This is a genomic window from Algoriphagus ratkowskyi, assembly GCF_002150505.1.
GTDB classification, from domain to species: domain Bacteria; phylum Bacteroidota; class Bacteroidia; order Cytophagales; family Cyclobacteriaceae; genus Algoriphagus; species Algoriphagus ratkowskyi.
In genome coordinates this window covers 41,454-55,187 of the sequence record NZ_MSSV01000014.1, presented here as the reverse complement: position 1 = coordinate 55,187, position 13,734 = coordinate 41,454, and the positions used below count along the sequence as shown (strand labels likewise).

Here is a 13,734-nt window from a genome sequence, read left to right as displayed (position 1 = left end):
TTACTACTGAAAGCGAATTCCCATCAATTCCATCAGTTTATGCGCATTAAAACTCGGGCATGCTCCCCGTTTTATTTTGTAATCAAAATCAATATTTTGATCGTGGATTTCGGAATGAAAACTGTAATTCTTTAAAGTATTCATTCTTTTCTCTAGTTCCGCAAGTTCTATATCATGCGTACTTATGATTCCTAAAGCGCTAGTGTTGGTGACCTGCCTAATTAATGCTTCCGACCCAGCTATGCGATCTTCGGTATTTGTTCCTTTCAGAATTTCATCTAATAGAAAGAAAATCTCTTCTCCCTTTTCTATTCTATCTATCAATTGCTTGATTCGGCTAAGTTCTGCATAAAATGAACTTACGCTTTCCCCTAGATTATCCGTATTCCGCATACTGGTATAAAGCTGAAACCCACTAAATCCGAACTCCTGTGCAAAGGGGCTCAATCCTAGATTTACCAACACGCAATTAATTCCAAGCGTTCGCATGAAGGTTGTTTTCCCGCTCATATTTGCCCCAGTAAGTAAAATTAACTGCTTATTTATATCGATTTCGAAATCATTTGGAATAGCTATACTTGGTTTTAGTAAGGGATGAGAAACTGCCTTGCCTATCAATCCTTTTTCTACAGAGACGATTTTGCCTTTTCCTCCAACTTCCTTCTCAAATGCCCCTAGAGAAATCATAACTTCCCACTCGACTAGTTGATCTGGAATTTTAGCAACTAAATTTCCATGTTTCTTCTTCCAGGAAGCTAATCTTAAGTATAAAAACAAATCTGTCCAAAAGAATAAATTCAGAGGAATATACAGCAGGTTTACCCTGTTTTGGGCCCAGAGTCCCAAACTGTCCAGCTGATCAAAAAGAGTAGATGCTTTGAACCCTTTGGTAAGAAATGGTTGCTGCATCTCCATTAGGAGGGGTGATTGCAATTGTTCCTGTTCCAAAACTCCTAGCCAATAGCGATAGGTTTTCAACTGATTTCTACTAGGAATGGATTCACCTGCCCTTACTAAAGGTTTAAAAACCATCCCCAGAAAAACCATCCCAATCAGAATCCAAACCCCAAAATAGGCTGCAGGTATAACGCCTAAATAAATCAAGGTAGCAAGTGTCAAACCTCCGAGAGGACCGATATAAGCAAAGATTGGAATCAAAAGCGTGCTTTTGTCCTCTTCATTCAACCACTTGATCCAACCGGAGTTTGTATTTTCTTCATTATAAAAAGCCGTCCCTATGCTTTCCATGGCCTGAAGGAATGTTGGTTTCGTGGACAACTCAGCAGAAGCTGTACGCAAAGTCTCTGCTTTGCCCAAATCAAACTGAGATTTGATATTTGCTGCTAAGCTTTCTTTTCCCTTCTTAGAAACCGTGTGATTCAAAAGTTGAAATAGAGAATGATCTCCAAATAGATCCAGATCATTTGAAAAAGGATGTGTTTTCTCTTGAAATTCAATGCCAGAATCAAGGCCTTTTAGATTTCTAGCAATCCGTTTTTCAGTTCTGAGGTTCATTTTATTCAAGGCCAAATAAATGGCCTCCTGGTCTTTTTGATCATTGTATTTTTTTACTAGAGAAATAAAAGCAGCCACTGAAATCACGAATCCAACCAAAAAAAGGAGGTTTTCAGAAACTGACAATACAAACAACCCTATCATTGCGACGAAGACTATCAATCTGAAAAAGGATAAGGAGCCTGCCTTACTTTTTACAGTTTTAAGTTTCTCTTCGAGACCAGAATTTTCAAAATCAAATACGTTCATTGTCCCAAAGATAAGGATTGGTATATGTTTTGAAATCTAATTGGCTCAATCCTTGCCTATGAGTAAAATTTTAAAGGAGATTTTCACGTTTGAAGATTAAATACCTAAGAAATGGAAAAGAATAAAACTAAAAAGAATGATCCAGCGCCAGCTGAAGAGTGGGATTTATCATCAGGCATGGGAATACTTCCTGATGACGTCCCTTTTACTCAAAACATTGGCTGTGTAGGCGGAAAAACCAAGAAACCAGCTAATACCTCTAAGAAATCACCTAAATAACAGTCCCTCATCAACTATTAATTCTATGAAAAACACAATTAATCCTTCTTTACTATTGCTGCTACTTATAAGCGCGATGATTTTAACGAGTTGTGATAAATTTAATGACACACCTTCTGTTCAGCCTGACCTGTCTGTGGTCAATGACCAAGCATTAGTGAATAGGGTCTTTGAAGATTTAGATAATATTACACTCACAGTATTAGGCAGTAGTGGTCTCGGCGCAAGAACAAATGCAAATATACCTGCCTCATCACTTTGTGATGGTGCCAAGGTTACTTTGGATGAGACAAAAAAGACTATCACAATGGACTTTGGAACAAGCTGTATTAATACAAATGGTACCGTACGAAAAGGTATCGTGCTTTTGACTTATACAGGTAAAATTGGATTTCCTGGAGCTAAAGTTACTACTACCTTTCAAGGCTATGAAGTTGATGGTTTGAAAGTAGAAGGAACCAGAACACTTTTAAACAAAGGAGTGAATATAGAAACCAACACAATCAACCTAGAAGTAATTATTCAAAATGGTAAAGTTACTTGGCCGGACAATACTTTTATGACCTTAACTAGCAACCAGGAGCGATCTATTAAATTGAACGCTCAAGGATACGAAGCTTCGATCAAAGGCACTGTTTCAGGAATGAGTCGTGAGATAATGGCCTATACAGGAGCTACTACTGATCCTTTAGTATACACAAAAAGCTGTATAGATTCAGGTGTAACAACCCCCAATTCAGGAATCTTATTAATCAAATACAACGGCATGGATTTATCTATAAATTATGGATCTGGCGCATGTGATAAAAAGGCTACAATTATTTACCCTGGCGGATCTAAAGAAGTAACGTTAGACTAATTCCCTTCTAAAAATAAAATCTAAACGGCTATCTTTCGAGGTAGCCGTTTTTTTTTATGGAAAAGAAATTAATTGAGGGTTTTGCGCATGTTCGATATGAACGCCCTCAGCACAGTCAGGAAAAAATGATCCAACGTGCTGAGCAGTTTTATCAGGAAATGGATCAAAGAAGAACAGTTAGAGAATTTGATCCAAGGCCAGTGCCTATAGAAATAGTGGAAAAAATCATCCTCACTGCCAGCACTGCGCCTTCGGGTGCGCATAAGCAGCCTTGGACTTTTTGCCTCATATCAAATCCCGCTATTAAAAAGAAGATCAGAGATGCAGCTGAAGAAGAGGAAAAAATCAGCTATTCTTCACGAATGCCTGATAACTGGAAAACTGATTTGAAACCGCTTGGTACTACCTGGGAAAAGCCCTTTCTAGAAGAAGCTCCTTATTTAATTGTAGTGTTCAAGCAATCCTATGGCATGGAAAATGGCGAAAAAGTACAGCATTATTATGTGAATGAATCTGTTGGAATAGCTTGTGGATTTTTAATTGCAGCTATACATCAGGCCGGTTTAGTAGCTGTGACACATACGCCAAGCCCAATGAATTTTTTAAGTGAAATATTGGCAAGGCCTTTCAATGAGAAACCTTATCTACTGATCCCAGTGGGCTATGCAAAAGCAGAAACATACGTTCCTGATATTCATAGAAAACCACTTGATGAGATTATCAAAAAGTTCTAAACACAAAAAAGGCGATCATTTGATCGCCTTTTTTCTGATGTTAAACCTCTTCAGAATTTAATTCTTCTTCAGCTGCCTTTTCCTTAATCTGATGAACAACACGTTGAGGGAATGGAATTTCAATTCCAGCCTTTTCAAATTCCGTGTTAATTGCCTCCATTCCGTCAAAATGCATTGGCCATAATTCACTCGACTTAGCCCAAACTCTAACAATCAGATCCAAAGAGCTATCCCCAAAATTTTTAAGAGCTACGAAAGGAGCAGGATCCTTTAAGGCACGTGGGTCATTCTCAAAGATATTCAGCAAAATTTCCTTTGCCACCTTAATATTTGTTCCATAAGCTACACCAACTTTAAGTTCGGTTCTCCTGGTCGCTTGCGTACTCATGTTCACGATATCCGAATTAGCCAGACTACCATTTGGGATAACGACCTCTAAATTATCAAATGTCATCAGGTGCGTATATAAAATCTGTATTTTAGAAACTGTCCCAGTATGTCCCTGTGCAATGATGACATTTCCTACTTCAAACGGTTTAAAACCTAAAATCAGAATACCTCCAGCAAAATTTGATAGAGAACCTTGCAATGCAAGACCTATAGCTAAGCCTGCTGCACCAAATATTGCAACTGTGGAGCCTAATGGGGCTCCCAAAATACTCGCCACCCCCATGAATAAAGTGATGTATAAGACTATTTTAATAAACCCAAATAGAAATTCATTAAGAGATGGATTAGTATCCCTTTTTTCCATAAGATTCTTAAATCCCTTCAGTAGGGCTTTTACAATGAATTTACCTATGAAATAAAAAATTATGGCAAATATTATTCTTGGAACAATTAAGTACGCCAAGTCTATTGCGCGTTCATAGAATGCATTTACCGTTTCCTGAGAAATTTCCATTTTAAAATACTGTTTTGGTTGATTATTTAAATATAATGATCACTCGCCAGCGGAAAGCCCAATGCCAGCTGACCTCAACATGGTCAAGCTGAGCAGCCTTTGCTATTCTCTCCCAATCTGATCTCGAAAAGCTTCTCAATACTGATAAGGCAGCGTCATTTTGCACCATCTTTGATTTACTAAATACCCCTGTCAGCCACTTAATACTATAATAAGCCAATGGATGTCGATGAAGGTCATTAATCACAATACCAAGTCGAGATTTTTCACGAAGGGACTGAAGAAGATTTACTAATTCACCATCTGTAAAATGATGTGTAAATAGCGTACACGTAGAGATATCCACTTTTTCGGATGAAAATCCAGTGTCGAAAACATTTTGAGCTCTCCAGGCTACTTTGGGCAAGTCAGCTAATCTAACCGCCGCGAGGTCAATAATGTTCCTGTTTGCATCGATTCCTGTAAAGTTCACCTCTTTTTTCTGTCTTTTTGCCCAGTCATGCATCACCCGGATCATATCTCCGCCTCCACATCCAATGTCTGCCACAGCATAGGATTCTTGTGGATAACGTTTAAAAATTTTCTCCAATCCAGATGTTGTCACATAGTTGCCGCCCAACCAGCGATTTATAGTTTTAAGCTCTCGTAGCGTTTGATTAAGTTCCTCCCCTGAGCAATTGAGGTCATCCATCAACTCTTTTTCCTCACTTCGCTTCGCAAATTTGCTCATCCCTTTTCTAAAAGTAAAGTTTCTAATGTAAGCCCTGGACCAAAACCCATTGAAAGAATTTCTCCTCGAATGGCTTCGTCGTGCATCATTCGCTCCAATACAAAAAGAATAGTTGCAGATGACATATTTCCAAACTGATTTAGCACCGCTGTCGCATGAATATTTGCTGAAGCGGGGAGGTCAAAAGCTTCCTGAACTTTCTGAAGAATCTGCTTCCCTCCGGGATGTATAGCAAAGTTGTTTATTGTGGATAACTTGAATTTCTCTTCAAACTTACTCTTCAATTTATTGATTCCTTGATCTAAAAGTGTTGGAATATACTTACTCAGTCGCATCTCAAAACCGAAATCTCCGATTCCCCAAGCCATATCATTTTCTCCTTCACGAAGTAATTGACTAAGGTAAGATTTGATTTTTAAGCCAGATTCGGACTTCATTACCAAAGCCGCCGCAGCTCCATCTCCAAAAAGTGAATTGGCAAGGATATTATCTTCCACATATTCTTTCTGAAAATGTAAGGTACAGAGCTCCACAGATACCATAAGTACTTTAGCATCTGGCTCTGCCTTCACTATTTTATCCGCTAATTTCAAACCCGTAAAAGCAGCATAGCATCCCATAAAGTGCACGCAATAGCGTTCCACAGAATCCTCCAGGTCCAACATTCTCATTAATTCTAACTCAACCCCAGGAGCGACCATTCCGGTGCAAGAAACCAAAATCAAATGGGTGATTTCTGATGCATTGACATCAGTTTTAGATAGGCAATTTTTTACTGCCTCTTCACACAGTTGCGGCGCAGTTTGCCGAAAAACCTCCATTCTGGCCTTGGTACTGGGGAAGGGTTCAAAATCTTTCGTACTTGGAAAAAATGAAAAGTCCTTGGCGTCAGACTTCTCAAAATCACGCAATACACTGTGTCTAGTTGAAATTCCAGATTTTCTGTAGAGAAAACTCAATTTTCTAGAATCCAGCTCATTTAATTGATGTGCCTTCTGCATAAAGCAGGCTATGGAAGATTGATCAATTGGATTTCCAGGATTTGCCAAACCTATGCTTACAATTCCAATGCTCATATAGAAGATTTTGGGTACGGTGAAATCACTATCATGTTTAGTTTTTAGGAAGGAAGATTACTTTCATTTTTCAAAAAGATACCAAAATGTTTGAGTCATTGCATAGTTGATTTGATCAAGTTAACGTAATATCTCTAAATTGGCGGAATGCTTAATAACCATAACTACAATGAAAAGTTATAAGCCAACCCTCAATTACGCTATGATCTCCCTTTCCAGTCTTAAGCACCTCCGGATTTCTTTTTCACTATTTTTAATGCCTGTGTTTTTCTTTGCACTTGCATTCACTCCCAATCATAATGAATCTCGAATTTTATGGGTCTTCATTGCATTACATCTTTTTCTTTATCCATCGAGTAACGGCTACAATAGCTACTTTGACAAGGATGAAGAAAGCATCGGCGGGTTGAAACATCCACCAAAAGTCACCAAAGACCTTTATTGGATTTCGCTAGTACTTTTCTTGATTGCAATTGGGATTGGTGCAACGATCAATTTTAGCTTTGCACTCATGATTCTGCTCTATGGATTGGTGAGTATGGCGTATTCTCACCCTGCTATCCGCATCAAAAAGTATCCATGGATGAGCTGGTTTATTGCGGGCTTGTTTCAGGGTTACTTCACATTCGCTATGACTTATGCTGGGATTAGCAATTTAAGTTGGGACGTTCTTTTCAAACCTCACGTATTCATTCCAGGGCTTTTGACTAGTTTAATGTTATGGGGAAATTATCCGCTGACACAGGTGTATCAACATGGTGAAGATAGCCGTCGAGGAGATAGAACTTTGAGTTTGGTGTTAGGGATCAAAGGAACCTTCCTGTTTTCTGCTGTAGTTTTTATGATCACTGGAGCAGCCTTTGCGTGGTTTTTTCTAAATAGAAATCAAATAGATATGCTTTGGATATTTCTTGCGGCTATGACTCCGATCATGTTATACTTCTTGACTTGGTTCAGCTTTATACGCCTCAATCCTACTAAATATGCCAATTATAATTGGGCAATGGGAATGAACTACTTTTCAGCACTCTCGCTAAATGCTTTCTTCATTTACTACTTTCTGGAAAACACGCAGATTTTACAGGCCTTAGGATATTAAAAGGGTTTCCCGTGGGTATTTTTTATCAGTTGGTCTGCGGCAAAAGGAACGTATTGAATTATCCTTCTTGCTAAAACCGAGGCTTTTTTGGCCCCGAATAGCCGTTGAATATTTCTGCCAAGAGAAAGTCTTTGCGCAAATAGTGATTTCCAAGAAGCTGCATAGATTGATTCAATTTCTGATCTAGATTTTCCTGCTAAAATTGTTTCAGCTGCCAGCTTCCCCGATTGGATAGCTATAGCCATTCCATTACCGCAAAGTGGTGTAATCAAACCCGCAGAATCACCTGCCATTAGAATATGGTTTTCCACAGGTTCTTTTCTTTCAAAGTTTATTTCGTTGATCACTTCAGGCTTTTCGAAGAGAAAATCGCTATCAATAAAAAATGGCTTTAGGCTAGGATTTTTCCACAAAATCTCCTTCTCCATAGCCTCGATTGAACCATACTTTCTTAGCTGCTCGCGATCTCCCAAATAACAGAGGTTTACTTTGTCATCTTCGATTGCATTCAATCCACAGTAGCCACCTTCGAAATTATAAAGTGCAACTGTATTTCGATCGAAGTCAGCTCTGATGTGATACTTCACTCCTATATAAGGACTCCTCTTCTGTATAAAACTACGCTGCAGTACCTTGTCCAATTTAGATCTTTTGCCGAAGGCACCAATTACATAATCCGCTGATACAACCTTCCCATCAGCTAATTCTAAATAGAACAGTTGCTCTTGTTCGTCAAATGAAATGGTGTCAACCTGAACTCCTGTTTTTACTTCAGCACCCTTTTCCATTACTTTCTGGTAAAGATGGTCGTCCAGAACATAGCGACTTATCCCAAAACCACCTAAACCTAAAGGAGTTGTGACGCTTTTTCCATAGGTATCAGAAAACAGGAATCTAGATATCTGCGGAAGCTCAAAATGATAGGGGATCAGATTTTCTCTTTTCAAAAAATCAAGCACTTCATTGGAAATATATTCTCCACAAACCCGATGAAATGGGAAGTGCTTCTTTTCGACCAAAAGTACTTTTTGCCCATTTTTGGCCAACAAAAAGGCAGATATCAGTCCGGCCAGGCCCCCTCCAATTACTACAATATCATACTTATGCTTCACACTTTTGCCTTTAAATTTGTTTATGAGCCACTTATCAAAAATGAAACCTCATTAAATATCCTTTCAGGAAATTCACGGTTTAGAAAATATTTAACCAAATAATAACTATGAGAAATACCATACCCAAATTACTTAGAAGATTAACTCTAGTAGTAGGTGTAATGGGTGTCATGTTGTATTCTACGGACTCTTTTGCTCAGAAAAAGAAGAAAAAAGACGACAAGAAAGAAACTGCCACTCCAGCAACACCTGCCAAACCAAAAGGTAATGATTCAGATCCAAAACCTTACAAAGATGTTATCACAGCTAAGGCAAAGTCCAAAGACGGCCTTTTCAAAGTTCACCAAATTGAAGATAAATACTACTACGAGATTCCCGATTCTCTTTTAGGTAGAGACATGTTGATGGTAACCACTATCGCCAAAACAGCAGCTGGACTTGGCTATGGAGGTGAGAGAACTAACACATTGATGCTTAGATGGGAAAAGAACAACAATGATATCCATCTAAAGGTTATCTCTGTTAACAACTTTGCAGCAGATTCTCTACCAATCGCAATTGCAGTGAAGAACTCTAACTTGGAGCCATTACTTCAGAAATTTGCCATCAAATCTCTAGGCACAGACTCTACAGGAATAGTGATAGAAGTAACAGATTTGTGGGCAAAGGATGTCCAAGCTTTAGGACTTCCTAAAGGACCAAGAACACAATATAAAGTAAGTCGCTTAGACACTGATAGGTCCTACATTGAACATATTCATACGTATCCGATTAACATTGAGGCGAGATATGTGATGACTTATCTCGCGAGCGAACCGCCTTCAAATAATTCTACTGGATCTATTACACTAGAGATGAACTCTTCTATGCTTTTGCTTCCAAAGGAACCAATGATGCAGCGTTTGGGTGACCAGCGCGTAGGTTGGTTTAGCAGATCTGTGGTCGATTATGGCTCAGATGCTCAGAAAGCTGCCAACCGCACATTCCTTGACAGATGGAGACTAGAGGTGAAGGATGAGGATATTGCAAAGTTCAAAGCCGGCGAATTAGTAGAGCCTAAGAAGCAGATCGTTTATTACATCGATCCTGCTACACCAAAGCAGTGGGTTCCTTTCTTGATTGCAGGTGTGAATGATTGGCAAGTTGCATTTGAAGCTGCAGGTTTTAAAAATGCGATCATCGCCAAAGAAGCTCCTACTAAAGAAGAGGATCCAGGATGGAGTCCAGAAGATGCGAGGTATTCTGTAATTAGATATTTCGCTTCTGACATTCAGAATGCCTACGGCCCACACGTATCTGATCCACGATCAGGTGAAATCTTGGAATCCGACATCGGATGGTATCACAACGTGATGAATCTATTGAGGAATTGGTTCTTCATCCAAACTGCCGCTATCAACCCAGATGCACAAAGTATTCAGTTCAAGGATGAAGTGATGGGCAGGTTAGTTCAGTTTGTCTCTTCTCACGAAGTAGGACACACACTAGGTCTTCCACATAACTTCGCTTCTTCTCATGCTTATCCAGTTGAGAAGTTAAGAGATGCTGCTTTCACTAAGGAAAACGGAACTGCTCCATCTATTATGGATTATGCGAGATTTAACTACATCGCTCAGCCAGGTGACGAAGGAGTAAGCTTGATGCCTAACGTAGGTCCATATGATAAGTATTCGATCGCATGGGGTTATAGACCAATACTTGATGCTACTTCTCCTGAAGACGAATTAATGACACTTGATAAGTGGATCTTAGAAAAGCAAGGTGACCCAGTTTACAGATACGGCCGACAGGGCAATAGCTATGACCCTACTGCACAAAGCGAAGATTTGGGTGACAACTCAATGAAAGCTTCTGAATATGGCATTGCCAACTTGAAGCGTATCATGCCAAATCTTATGAAGTGGACAGCTGATACAGATAAGCCATATAAGGATTTTGATGATTTGGGAGAAATGTACAGTCAGGTGATCACGCAGTTCAATAGATACATGGGTCATGTGAAAACCAATGTAGGTGGTGTTGCTGAGGTGTATAGAGCAACAGGGCAGGATTTGCCAGTCTATACTCATACGTCAAAAGAAATCCAGAAGTCTGCGATCACATTCCTTAATAAGGAACTTTTCACCACTCCTGAGTGGATGATGCAAGATAATATCTTTGCTAGAACCGAGGATTTTGGAGCATTGGAGAAAATTAGAGGTGTTCAAGCAGGTACTTTGAATTCAGTTCTTGATCTTGGAAGACTTGGTCGAGTAATCGAAAATGAAGCATTGAACGGCAATGACGCTTACAAAATGACTGAGCTTTTTGATGACTTAAGAAAAGGTATCTGGTCTGAGCTTGCCGCAGGTAGAACGATAGATGTGCATAGAAGAGCTTTGCAAAGAGCCTATATTGAGCGTCTGGAATTCTTAATGACCAATGACGGGCCATCAGCTACGGGTAGAAGATCTGGCACTCAGATCAATGCTTCGCAATCTGACATCAGACCGATAGCAAGAGGTGAGTTGAAAATACTTCAAAGAGATATCAGATCTGCGATCTCAAGAACTTCAGACAGAATGTCTAAGCTTCACCTTGAAGATGCATTAGAAAGAGTAAATGTTATTCTAGATCCAAAGTAAGGGTTATAGAGTAGAGGATAATTTAAATGGGCGCCAGATTTGGTGCCCATTTATTTTGAAAAATCCGCTGTCGGCAGTGCACAGTCCCTGACGTTTCTTCTATTAGCGGCATAAAATTCAGAATTTTACCTGAAGCTTTTTTAAGGATTTATGCTAAAATCTATAAACCGAAAAGGGAAGTTTCTTATGAAGGCTTCTATTCAAATTTAAAACGTTGTGCCGCCGTGCCGTTCTGAGAGAATAGCACTTAAAATCAAATTTTGATTAGTTTTGCTTGAACCCCATGAGCATGTCAACTCCTCTTTCGATTTTACAACGTCATAAGTTACGCATCACAGACTGTCGCCAAGTAATTATTCAAGAATTTCTTGATAAGCAGGTAGCGCTGGCACATTCAGACTTAGAAGATGCTCTGGATAGTCAATTTGACCGAGTGACGATATACCGTACACTGAAGACATTTGTGGACAAAGATGTAGTACATAAAGTACTCGATGATAGTGGCTCAGCCAAGTATGCACTGTGCTCACATGAAGACGAAGTGCACAACCATGAGCATGTTCATTTCAAATGTGAAATCTGCGGAGAAACAACCTGCTTAGATGCTATCACCCTTCCTAATATCAACTTGCCGAAGGGATTCAAAAAGAAAGAAATGAGTTTATTAGTACAAGGTGTGTGCAATAAGTGTTATTAAACTTCCATGGATTCCGGAACTCTTGATTTTGGAGAATCACTTGGCCACTGAACTCCTGGTGGCAGATCAATCTTTGGAGGGGTAAGATCTTCAATCCCACCATCTCCATCATCCTCACTACTTCCACCTTTTCGCAAGGAATTTTTGGTCATAGTGGCCATGACATATATCAAGATGACATACGCCAATCCACACAGAATCAAATCGATTATAAGACTGCTCATCGCTAAAAGTTTGAGATAAGATAATTGAATACAATATTTAAATCAATGGTAATGCCGATTTGTTTCTGGAAAAGAACATTTATATGATTTAAGTGGACTTGCTAATTCCCTTGGATAGGTGGATATTTGCGCTCTGAAAAAGACATGTGATGATTGTAAAAACAAAAAAATATCAACTTCCAACCGGTACTTATATTAAAATGGCTCTTCTCAATGTGCTGAAAGAGCAGTGGTGGGTGATTCCAATCGCACTGGTAATAATGTGTGGCTATTTTTGGATTCCTTCGATTTGGTGGATCATTGGCGGATTGATAGCCTACGCACTTTATGTTCTATTCTGGGCGATACAGTTTACTGGAGTTACTCAGATGGAGCAGAATAAAGTGATTTTCGATAAGATGGCTTATGAAATCGATAGTCGTCAAATATTGATGAAGATCAATTCCAAACAAGGAATGCCTGTGCAATGGAACATGATCAAAAATGCTGAAAAACGTAAAGATTCCTACGTGCTTTACATGTCCAAAGCGCAGTTTATTCATCTTCCATTCCGGATCTTTAACTCTGATAATGAGCGAAAATTTATGGAAACAATTCTTAAACGAAAAGAGCTGCTTAAATAAGCATATCCTCAATCTATAGTAAAAGCCTCCCGATTTGAGTGGCTTTTTGCATTTTGGAGTGGCTGTGCGATTAGAACATAGACCTTTCAAAAAGATAATGTAAGATCCTTAGGGCCTACCTATAGCTTATTTAATCCTCAATCGTATGTCTTCGAACTATCCGAGATCAGCTCATTAATTTCTGCCAGTTCCTTCTCTGTCAGATCACGCCATTTTCCAACCGGAATATCTAAATGCACATTCATGATTCGGATGCGCTTCAATTCGACTACTTTGAAACCAAAGTGATCACACATTCTTCGGATCTGCCTATTCAAACCTTGGGTGAGTATAATACGGAACTTAAATCTGTTGATTCGCTCTACTTTGCAAGGATTAGTGATGGTGTCTAAGATAGGAACTCCAGCGCTCATTAAATTCAAAAATTCATCATTTGCAGGCTTATCCACCCTGACGATGTATTCTTTCTCGTGATTGTTTTTCGAGCGAAGGATCTTATTTACTATATCACCTTCGCTGGTCAAAAATATTAATCCTTCACTATCCTTATCTAATCTGCCAATTGGAAAAATTCGTTGTGGATGTCCTATGTAATCAATGATATTATCTTTTTCACCTATGACGTCAGTAGTGCTTACTATTCCTACAGGCTTGTTGAAAGCAATGTAGGTATGTGCTTGGATTGGTTTTCCGACCGCTTCACCATCTACAGCAACTATGTCCGTAGCGTTTACTTTTGTGCCAAGCTCAGGGACTTTGCCGTTGATAGTGATTCGGCCTTCTTCCAACAGCTTGTCAGCCGCTCGTCTTGAGCAGAAGCCTACTTCGCTTAGGTATTTATTGATTCGTATTTGTTGATCTGCTTCCACTGGAAATTGAAAATGGATTAGGGCTGCAAGTTACGTAAACAGATCGAAGACTTTGTTTTGATTAACTGCTGAGTACACAGAGTTTCCGCAGAGAACACAGATATTCTTAAATTTTAAATCTTGGGCTGAAAGCTCAAAAT

The 13,734-nt window shown here is 39.2% G+C and carries 14 protein-coding genes; 7 read left to right on the top strand and 7 right to left on the bottom strand.

Annotated features, from left to right (window positions below; translation table 11 throughout):
• Window positions 1-3 precede the first annotated feature (3 nt).
• Window positions 4-1,764, bottom strand: coding sequence for a MutS-related protein (locus BVH02_RS14180; RefSeq protein WP_086502117.1), 1,761 nt, complete (start codon window positions 1,762-1,764; stop codon window positions 4-6).
• A gap of 111 nt (window positions 1,765-1,875) precedes the next feature.
• Between BVH02_RS14180 and BVH02_RS21580 the strand changes: the two genes are divergently transcribed.
• Genes BVH02_RS21580 through BVH02_RS14170 form a run of 3 tightly spaced genes read left to right on the top strand, consistent with a single transcriptional unit; the run spans window position 1,876 to window position 3,636 of the window.
• Window positions 1,876-2,043: a hypothetical protein gene (locus BVH02_RS21580; RefSeq protein ID WP_169712845.1), complete on the top strand. Its 168-nt coding sequence runs from the start codon at window positions 1,876-1,878 to the stop codon at window positions 2,041-2,043.
• Window positions 2,044-2,068: 25 nt separating this feature from the next.
• Entirely contained in the window at window positions 2,069-2,902 is an 834-nt protein-coding gene (locus tag BVH02_RS14175) for a hypothetical protein (RefSeq protein ID WP_143244220.1), read from the top strand.
• 56 nt (window positions 2,903-2,958) lie between these two features.
• Window positions 2,959-3,636, top strand: coding sequence for a nitroreductase family protein (locus BVH02_RS14170; RefSeq protein WP_086502115.1), 678 nt, complete (start codon window positions 2,959-2,961; stop codon window positions 3,634-3,636).
• A 40-nt stretch (window positions 3,637-3,676) separates the two neighbouring features.
• On the opposite strand, the gene BVH02_RS14165 is transcribed toward BVH02_RS14170, so the two are convergent.
• From BVH02_RS14165 to BVH02_RS14155, 3 genes are read right to left on the bottom strand one after another with little or no spacing between them, the layout of a single operon-like run.
• Window positions 3,677-4,540 (bottom strand): mechanosensitive ion channel family protein, encoded by an 864-nt coding sequence (locus tag BVH02_RS14165; protein WP_086502114.1) that lies wholly within the window; start codon window positions 4,538-4,540, stop codon window positions 3,677-3,679.
• 22 nt (window positions 4,541-4,562) lie between these two features.
• A complete protein-coding gene (locus BVH02_RS14160) occupies window positions 4,563-5,270 on the bottom strand; it encodes a methyltransferase domain-containing protein (RefSeq protein WP_086502113.1) in 708 nt (235 codons plus the stop codon).
• Entirely contained in the window at window positions 5,267-6,346 is a 1,080-nt protein-coding gene (locus tag BVH02_RS14155) for a type III polyketide synthase (RefSeq protein WP_086502112.1), read from the bottom strand. The genes BVH02_RS14160 and BVH02_RS14155 overlap by 4 nt, the downstream gene beginning before the upstream one ends.
• 169 nt (window positions 6,347-6,515) lie before the next feature.
• On the opposite strand from BVH02_RS14155, the gene BVH02_RS14150 reads away from it, so the two are divergent.
• Entirely contained in the window at window positions 6,516-7,445 is a 930-nt protein-coding gene (locus tag BVH02_RS14150; RefSeq protein WP_317045435.1) for a UbiA family prenyltransferase, read from the top strand.
• Here the strand turns inward: BVH02_RS14150 and BVH02_RS14145 are convergent.
• On the bottom strand, window positions 7,442-8,557 hold the full coding sequence (locus tag BVH02_RS14145) for an NAD(P)/FAD-dependent oxidoreductase (RefSeq protein WP_086502111.1): 1,116 nt from the start codon (window positions 8,555-8,557) through the stop codon (window positions 7,442-7,444). The two genes, BVH02_RS14150 and BVH02_RS14145, sit on opposite strands and share 4 nt — an antisense overlap.
• A 107-nt stretch (window positions 8,558-8,664) precedes the next feature.
• Between BVH02_RS14145 and BVH02_RS14140 the strand changes: the two genes are divergently transcribed.
• Window positions 8,665-11,181 carry a zinc-dependent metalloprotease gene (locus BVH02_RS14140; RefSeq protein WP_086502110.1) on the top strand — a complete coding sequence of 839 codons (2,517 nt, stop codon included), beginning with the start codon at window positions 8,665-8,667 and terminating at the stop codon, window positions 11,179-11,181.
• 283 nt (window positions 11,182-11,464) lie between these two features.
• Window positions 11,465-11,878 (top strand): Fur family transcriptional regulator, encoded by a 414-nt coding sequence (locus tag BVH02_RS14135; protein WP_223271871.1) that lies wholly within the window; start codon window positions 11,465-11,467, stop codon window positions 11,876-11,878.
• On the opposite strand, the gene BVH02_RS14130 is transcribed toward BVH02_RS14135, so the two are convergent.
• Entirely contained in the window at window positions 11,875-12,102 is a 228-nt protein-coding gene (locus BVH02_RS14130) for a hypothetical protein (protein ID WP_086502109.1), read from the bottom strand. The genes BVH02_RS14135 and BVH02_RS14130 overlap by 4 nt on opposite strands.
• 149 nt (window positions 12,103-12,251) lie before the next feature.
• Here BVH02_RS14130 and BVH02_RS14125 point away from each other — a divergent pair, with 149 nt between their 5' ends.
• Complete coding sequence (locus BVH02_RS14125) at window positions 12,252-12,725, top strand: YcxB family protein (protein ID WP_086502108.1); 474 nt, start codon at window positions 12,252-12,254, stop codon at window positions 12,723-12,725.
• A 137-nt stretch (window positions 12,726-12,862) separates the two neighbouring features.
• On the opposite strand, the gene rluF is transcribed toward BVH02_RS14125, so the two are convergent.
• Window positions 12,863-13,594 carry a 23S rRNA pseudouridine(2604) synthase RluF gene (gene rluF / locus BVH02_RS14120; RefSeq protein WP_086502107.1) on the bottom strand — a complete coding sequence of 244 codons (732 nt, stop codon included), beginning with the start codon at window positions 13,592-13,594 and terminating at the stop codon, window positions 12,863-12,865.
• Between the last annotated feature and the right edge of the window lie 140 nt (window positions 13,595-13,734).

What these genes read in the sequence shown, in the direction of transcription:
- BVH02_RS14150 (WP_317045435.1), top strand. Translation starts at nt 6,516, where the DNA reads ATGAAAAGTTATAAGCCAACCCTCAATTACGCTATGATCTCCCTTTCC.
- BVH02_RS14135 (WP_223271871.1), top strand. Translation starts at nt 11,465, where the DNA reads ATGAGCATGTCAACTCCTCTTTCGATTTTACAACGTCATAAGTTACGC.
- BVH02_RS14160 (WP_086502113.1), bottom strand. Translation starts at nt 5,270, where the DNA reads ATGAGCAAATTTGCGAAGCGAAGTGAGGAAAAAGAGTTGATGGATGAC.
- BVH02_RS14155 (WP_086502112.1), bottom strand. Translation starts at nt 6,346, where the DNA reads ATGAGCATTGGAATTGTAAGCATAGGTTTGGCAAATCCTGGAAATCCA.
- BVH02_RS21580 (WP_169712845.1), top strand. Translation starts at nt 1,876, where the DNA reads ATGGAAAAGAATAAAACTAAAAAGAATGATCCAGCGCCAGCTGAAGAG.
- BVH02_RS14170 (WP_086502115.1), top strand. Translation starts at nt 2,959, where the DNA reads ATGGAAAAGAAATTAATTGAGGGTTTTGCGCATGTTCGATATGAACGC.
- BVH02_RS14140 (WP_086502110.1), top strand. Translation starts at nt 8,665, where the DNA reads ATGAGAAATACCATACCCAAATTACTTAGAAGATTAACTCTAGTAGTA.
- BVH02_RS14125 (WP_086502108.1), top strand. Translation starts at nt 12,252, where the DNA reads ATGATTGTAAAAACAAAAAAATATCAACTTCCAACCGGTACTTATATT.
- BVH02_RS14180 (WP_086502117.1), bottom strand. Translation starts at nt 1,764, where the DNA reads ATGAACGTATTTGATTTTGAAAATTCTGGTCTCGAAGAGAAACTTAAA.
- BVH02_RS14165 (WP_086502114.1), bottom strand. Translation starts at nt 4,540, where the DNA reads ATGGAAATTTCTCAGGAAACGGTAAATGCATTCTATGAACGCGCAATA.
- BVH02_RS14175 (WP_143244220.1), top strand. Translation starts at nt 2,069, where the DNA reads ATGAAAAACACAATTAATCCTTCTTTACTATTGCTGCTACTTATAAGC.
- BVH02_RS14130 (WP_086502109.1), bottom strand. Translation starts at nt 12,102, where the DNA reads ATGAGCAGTCTTATAATCGATTTGATTCTGTGTGGATTGGCGTATGTC.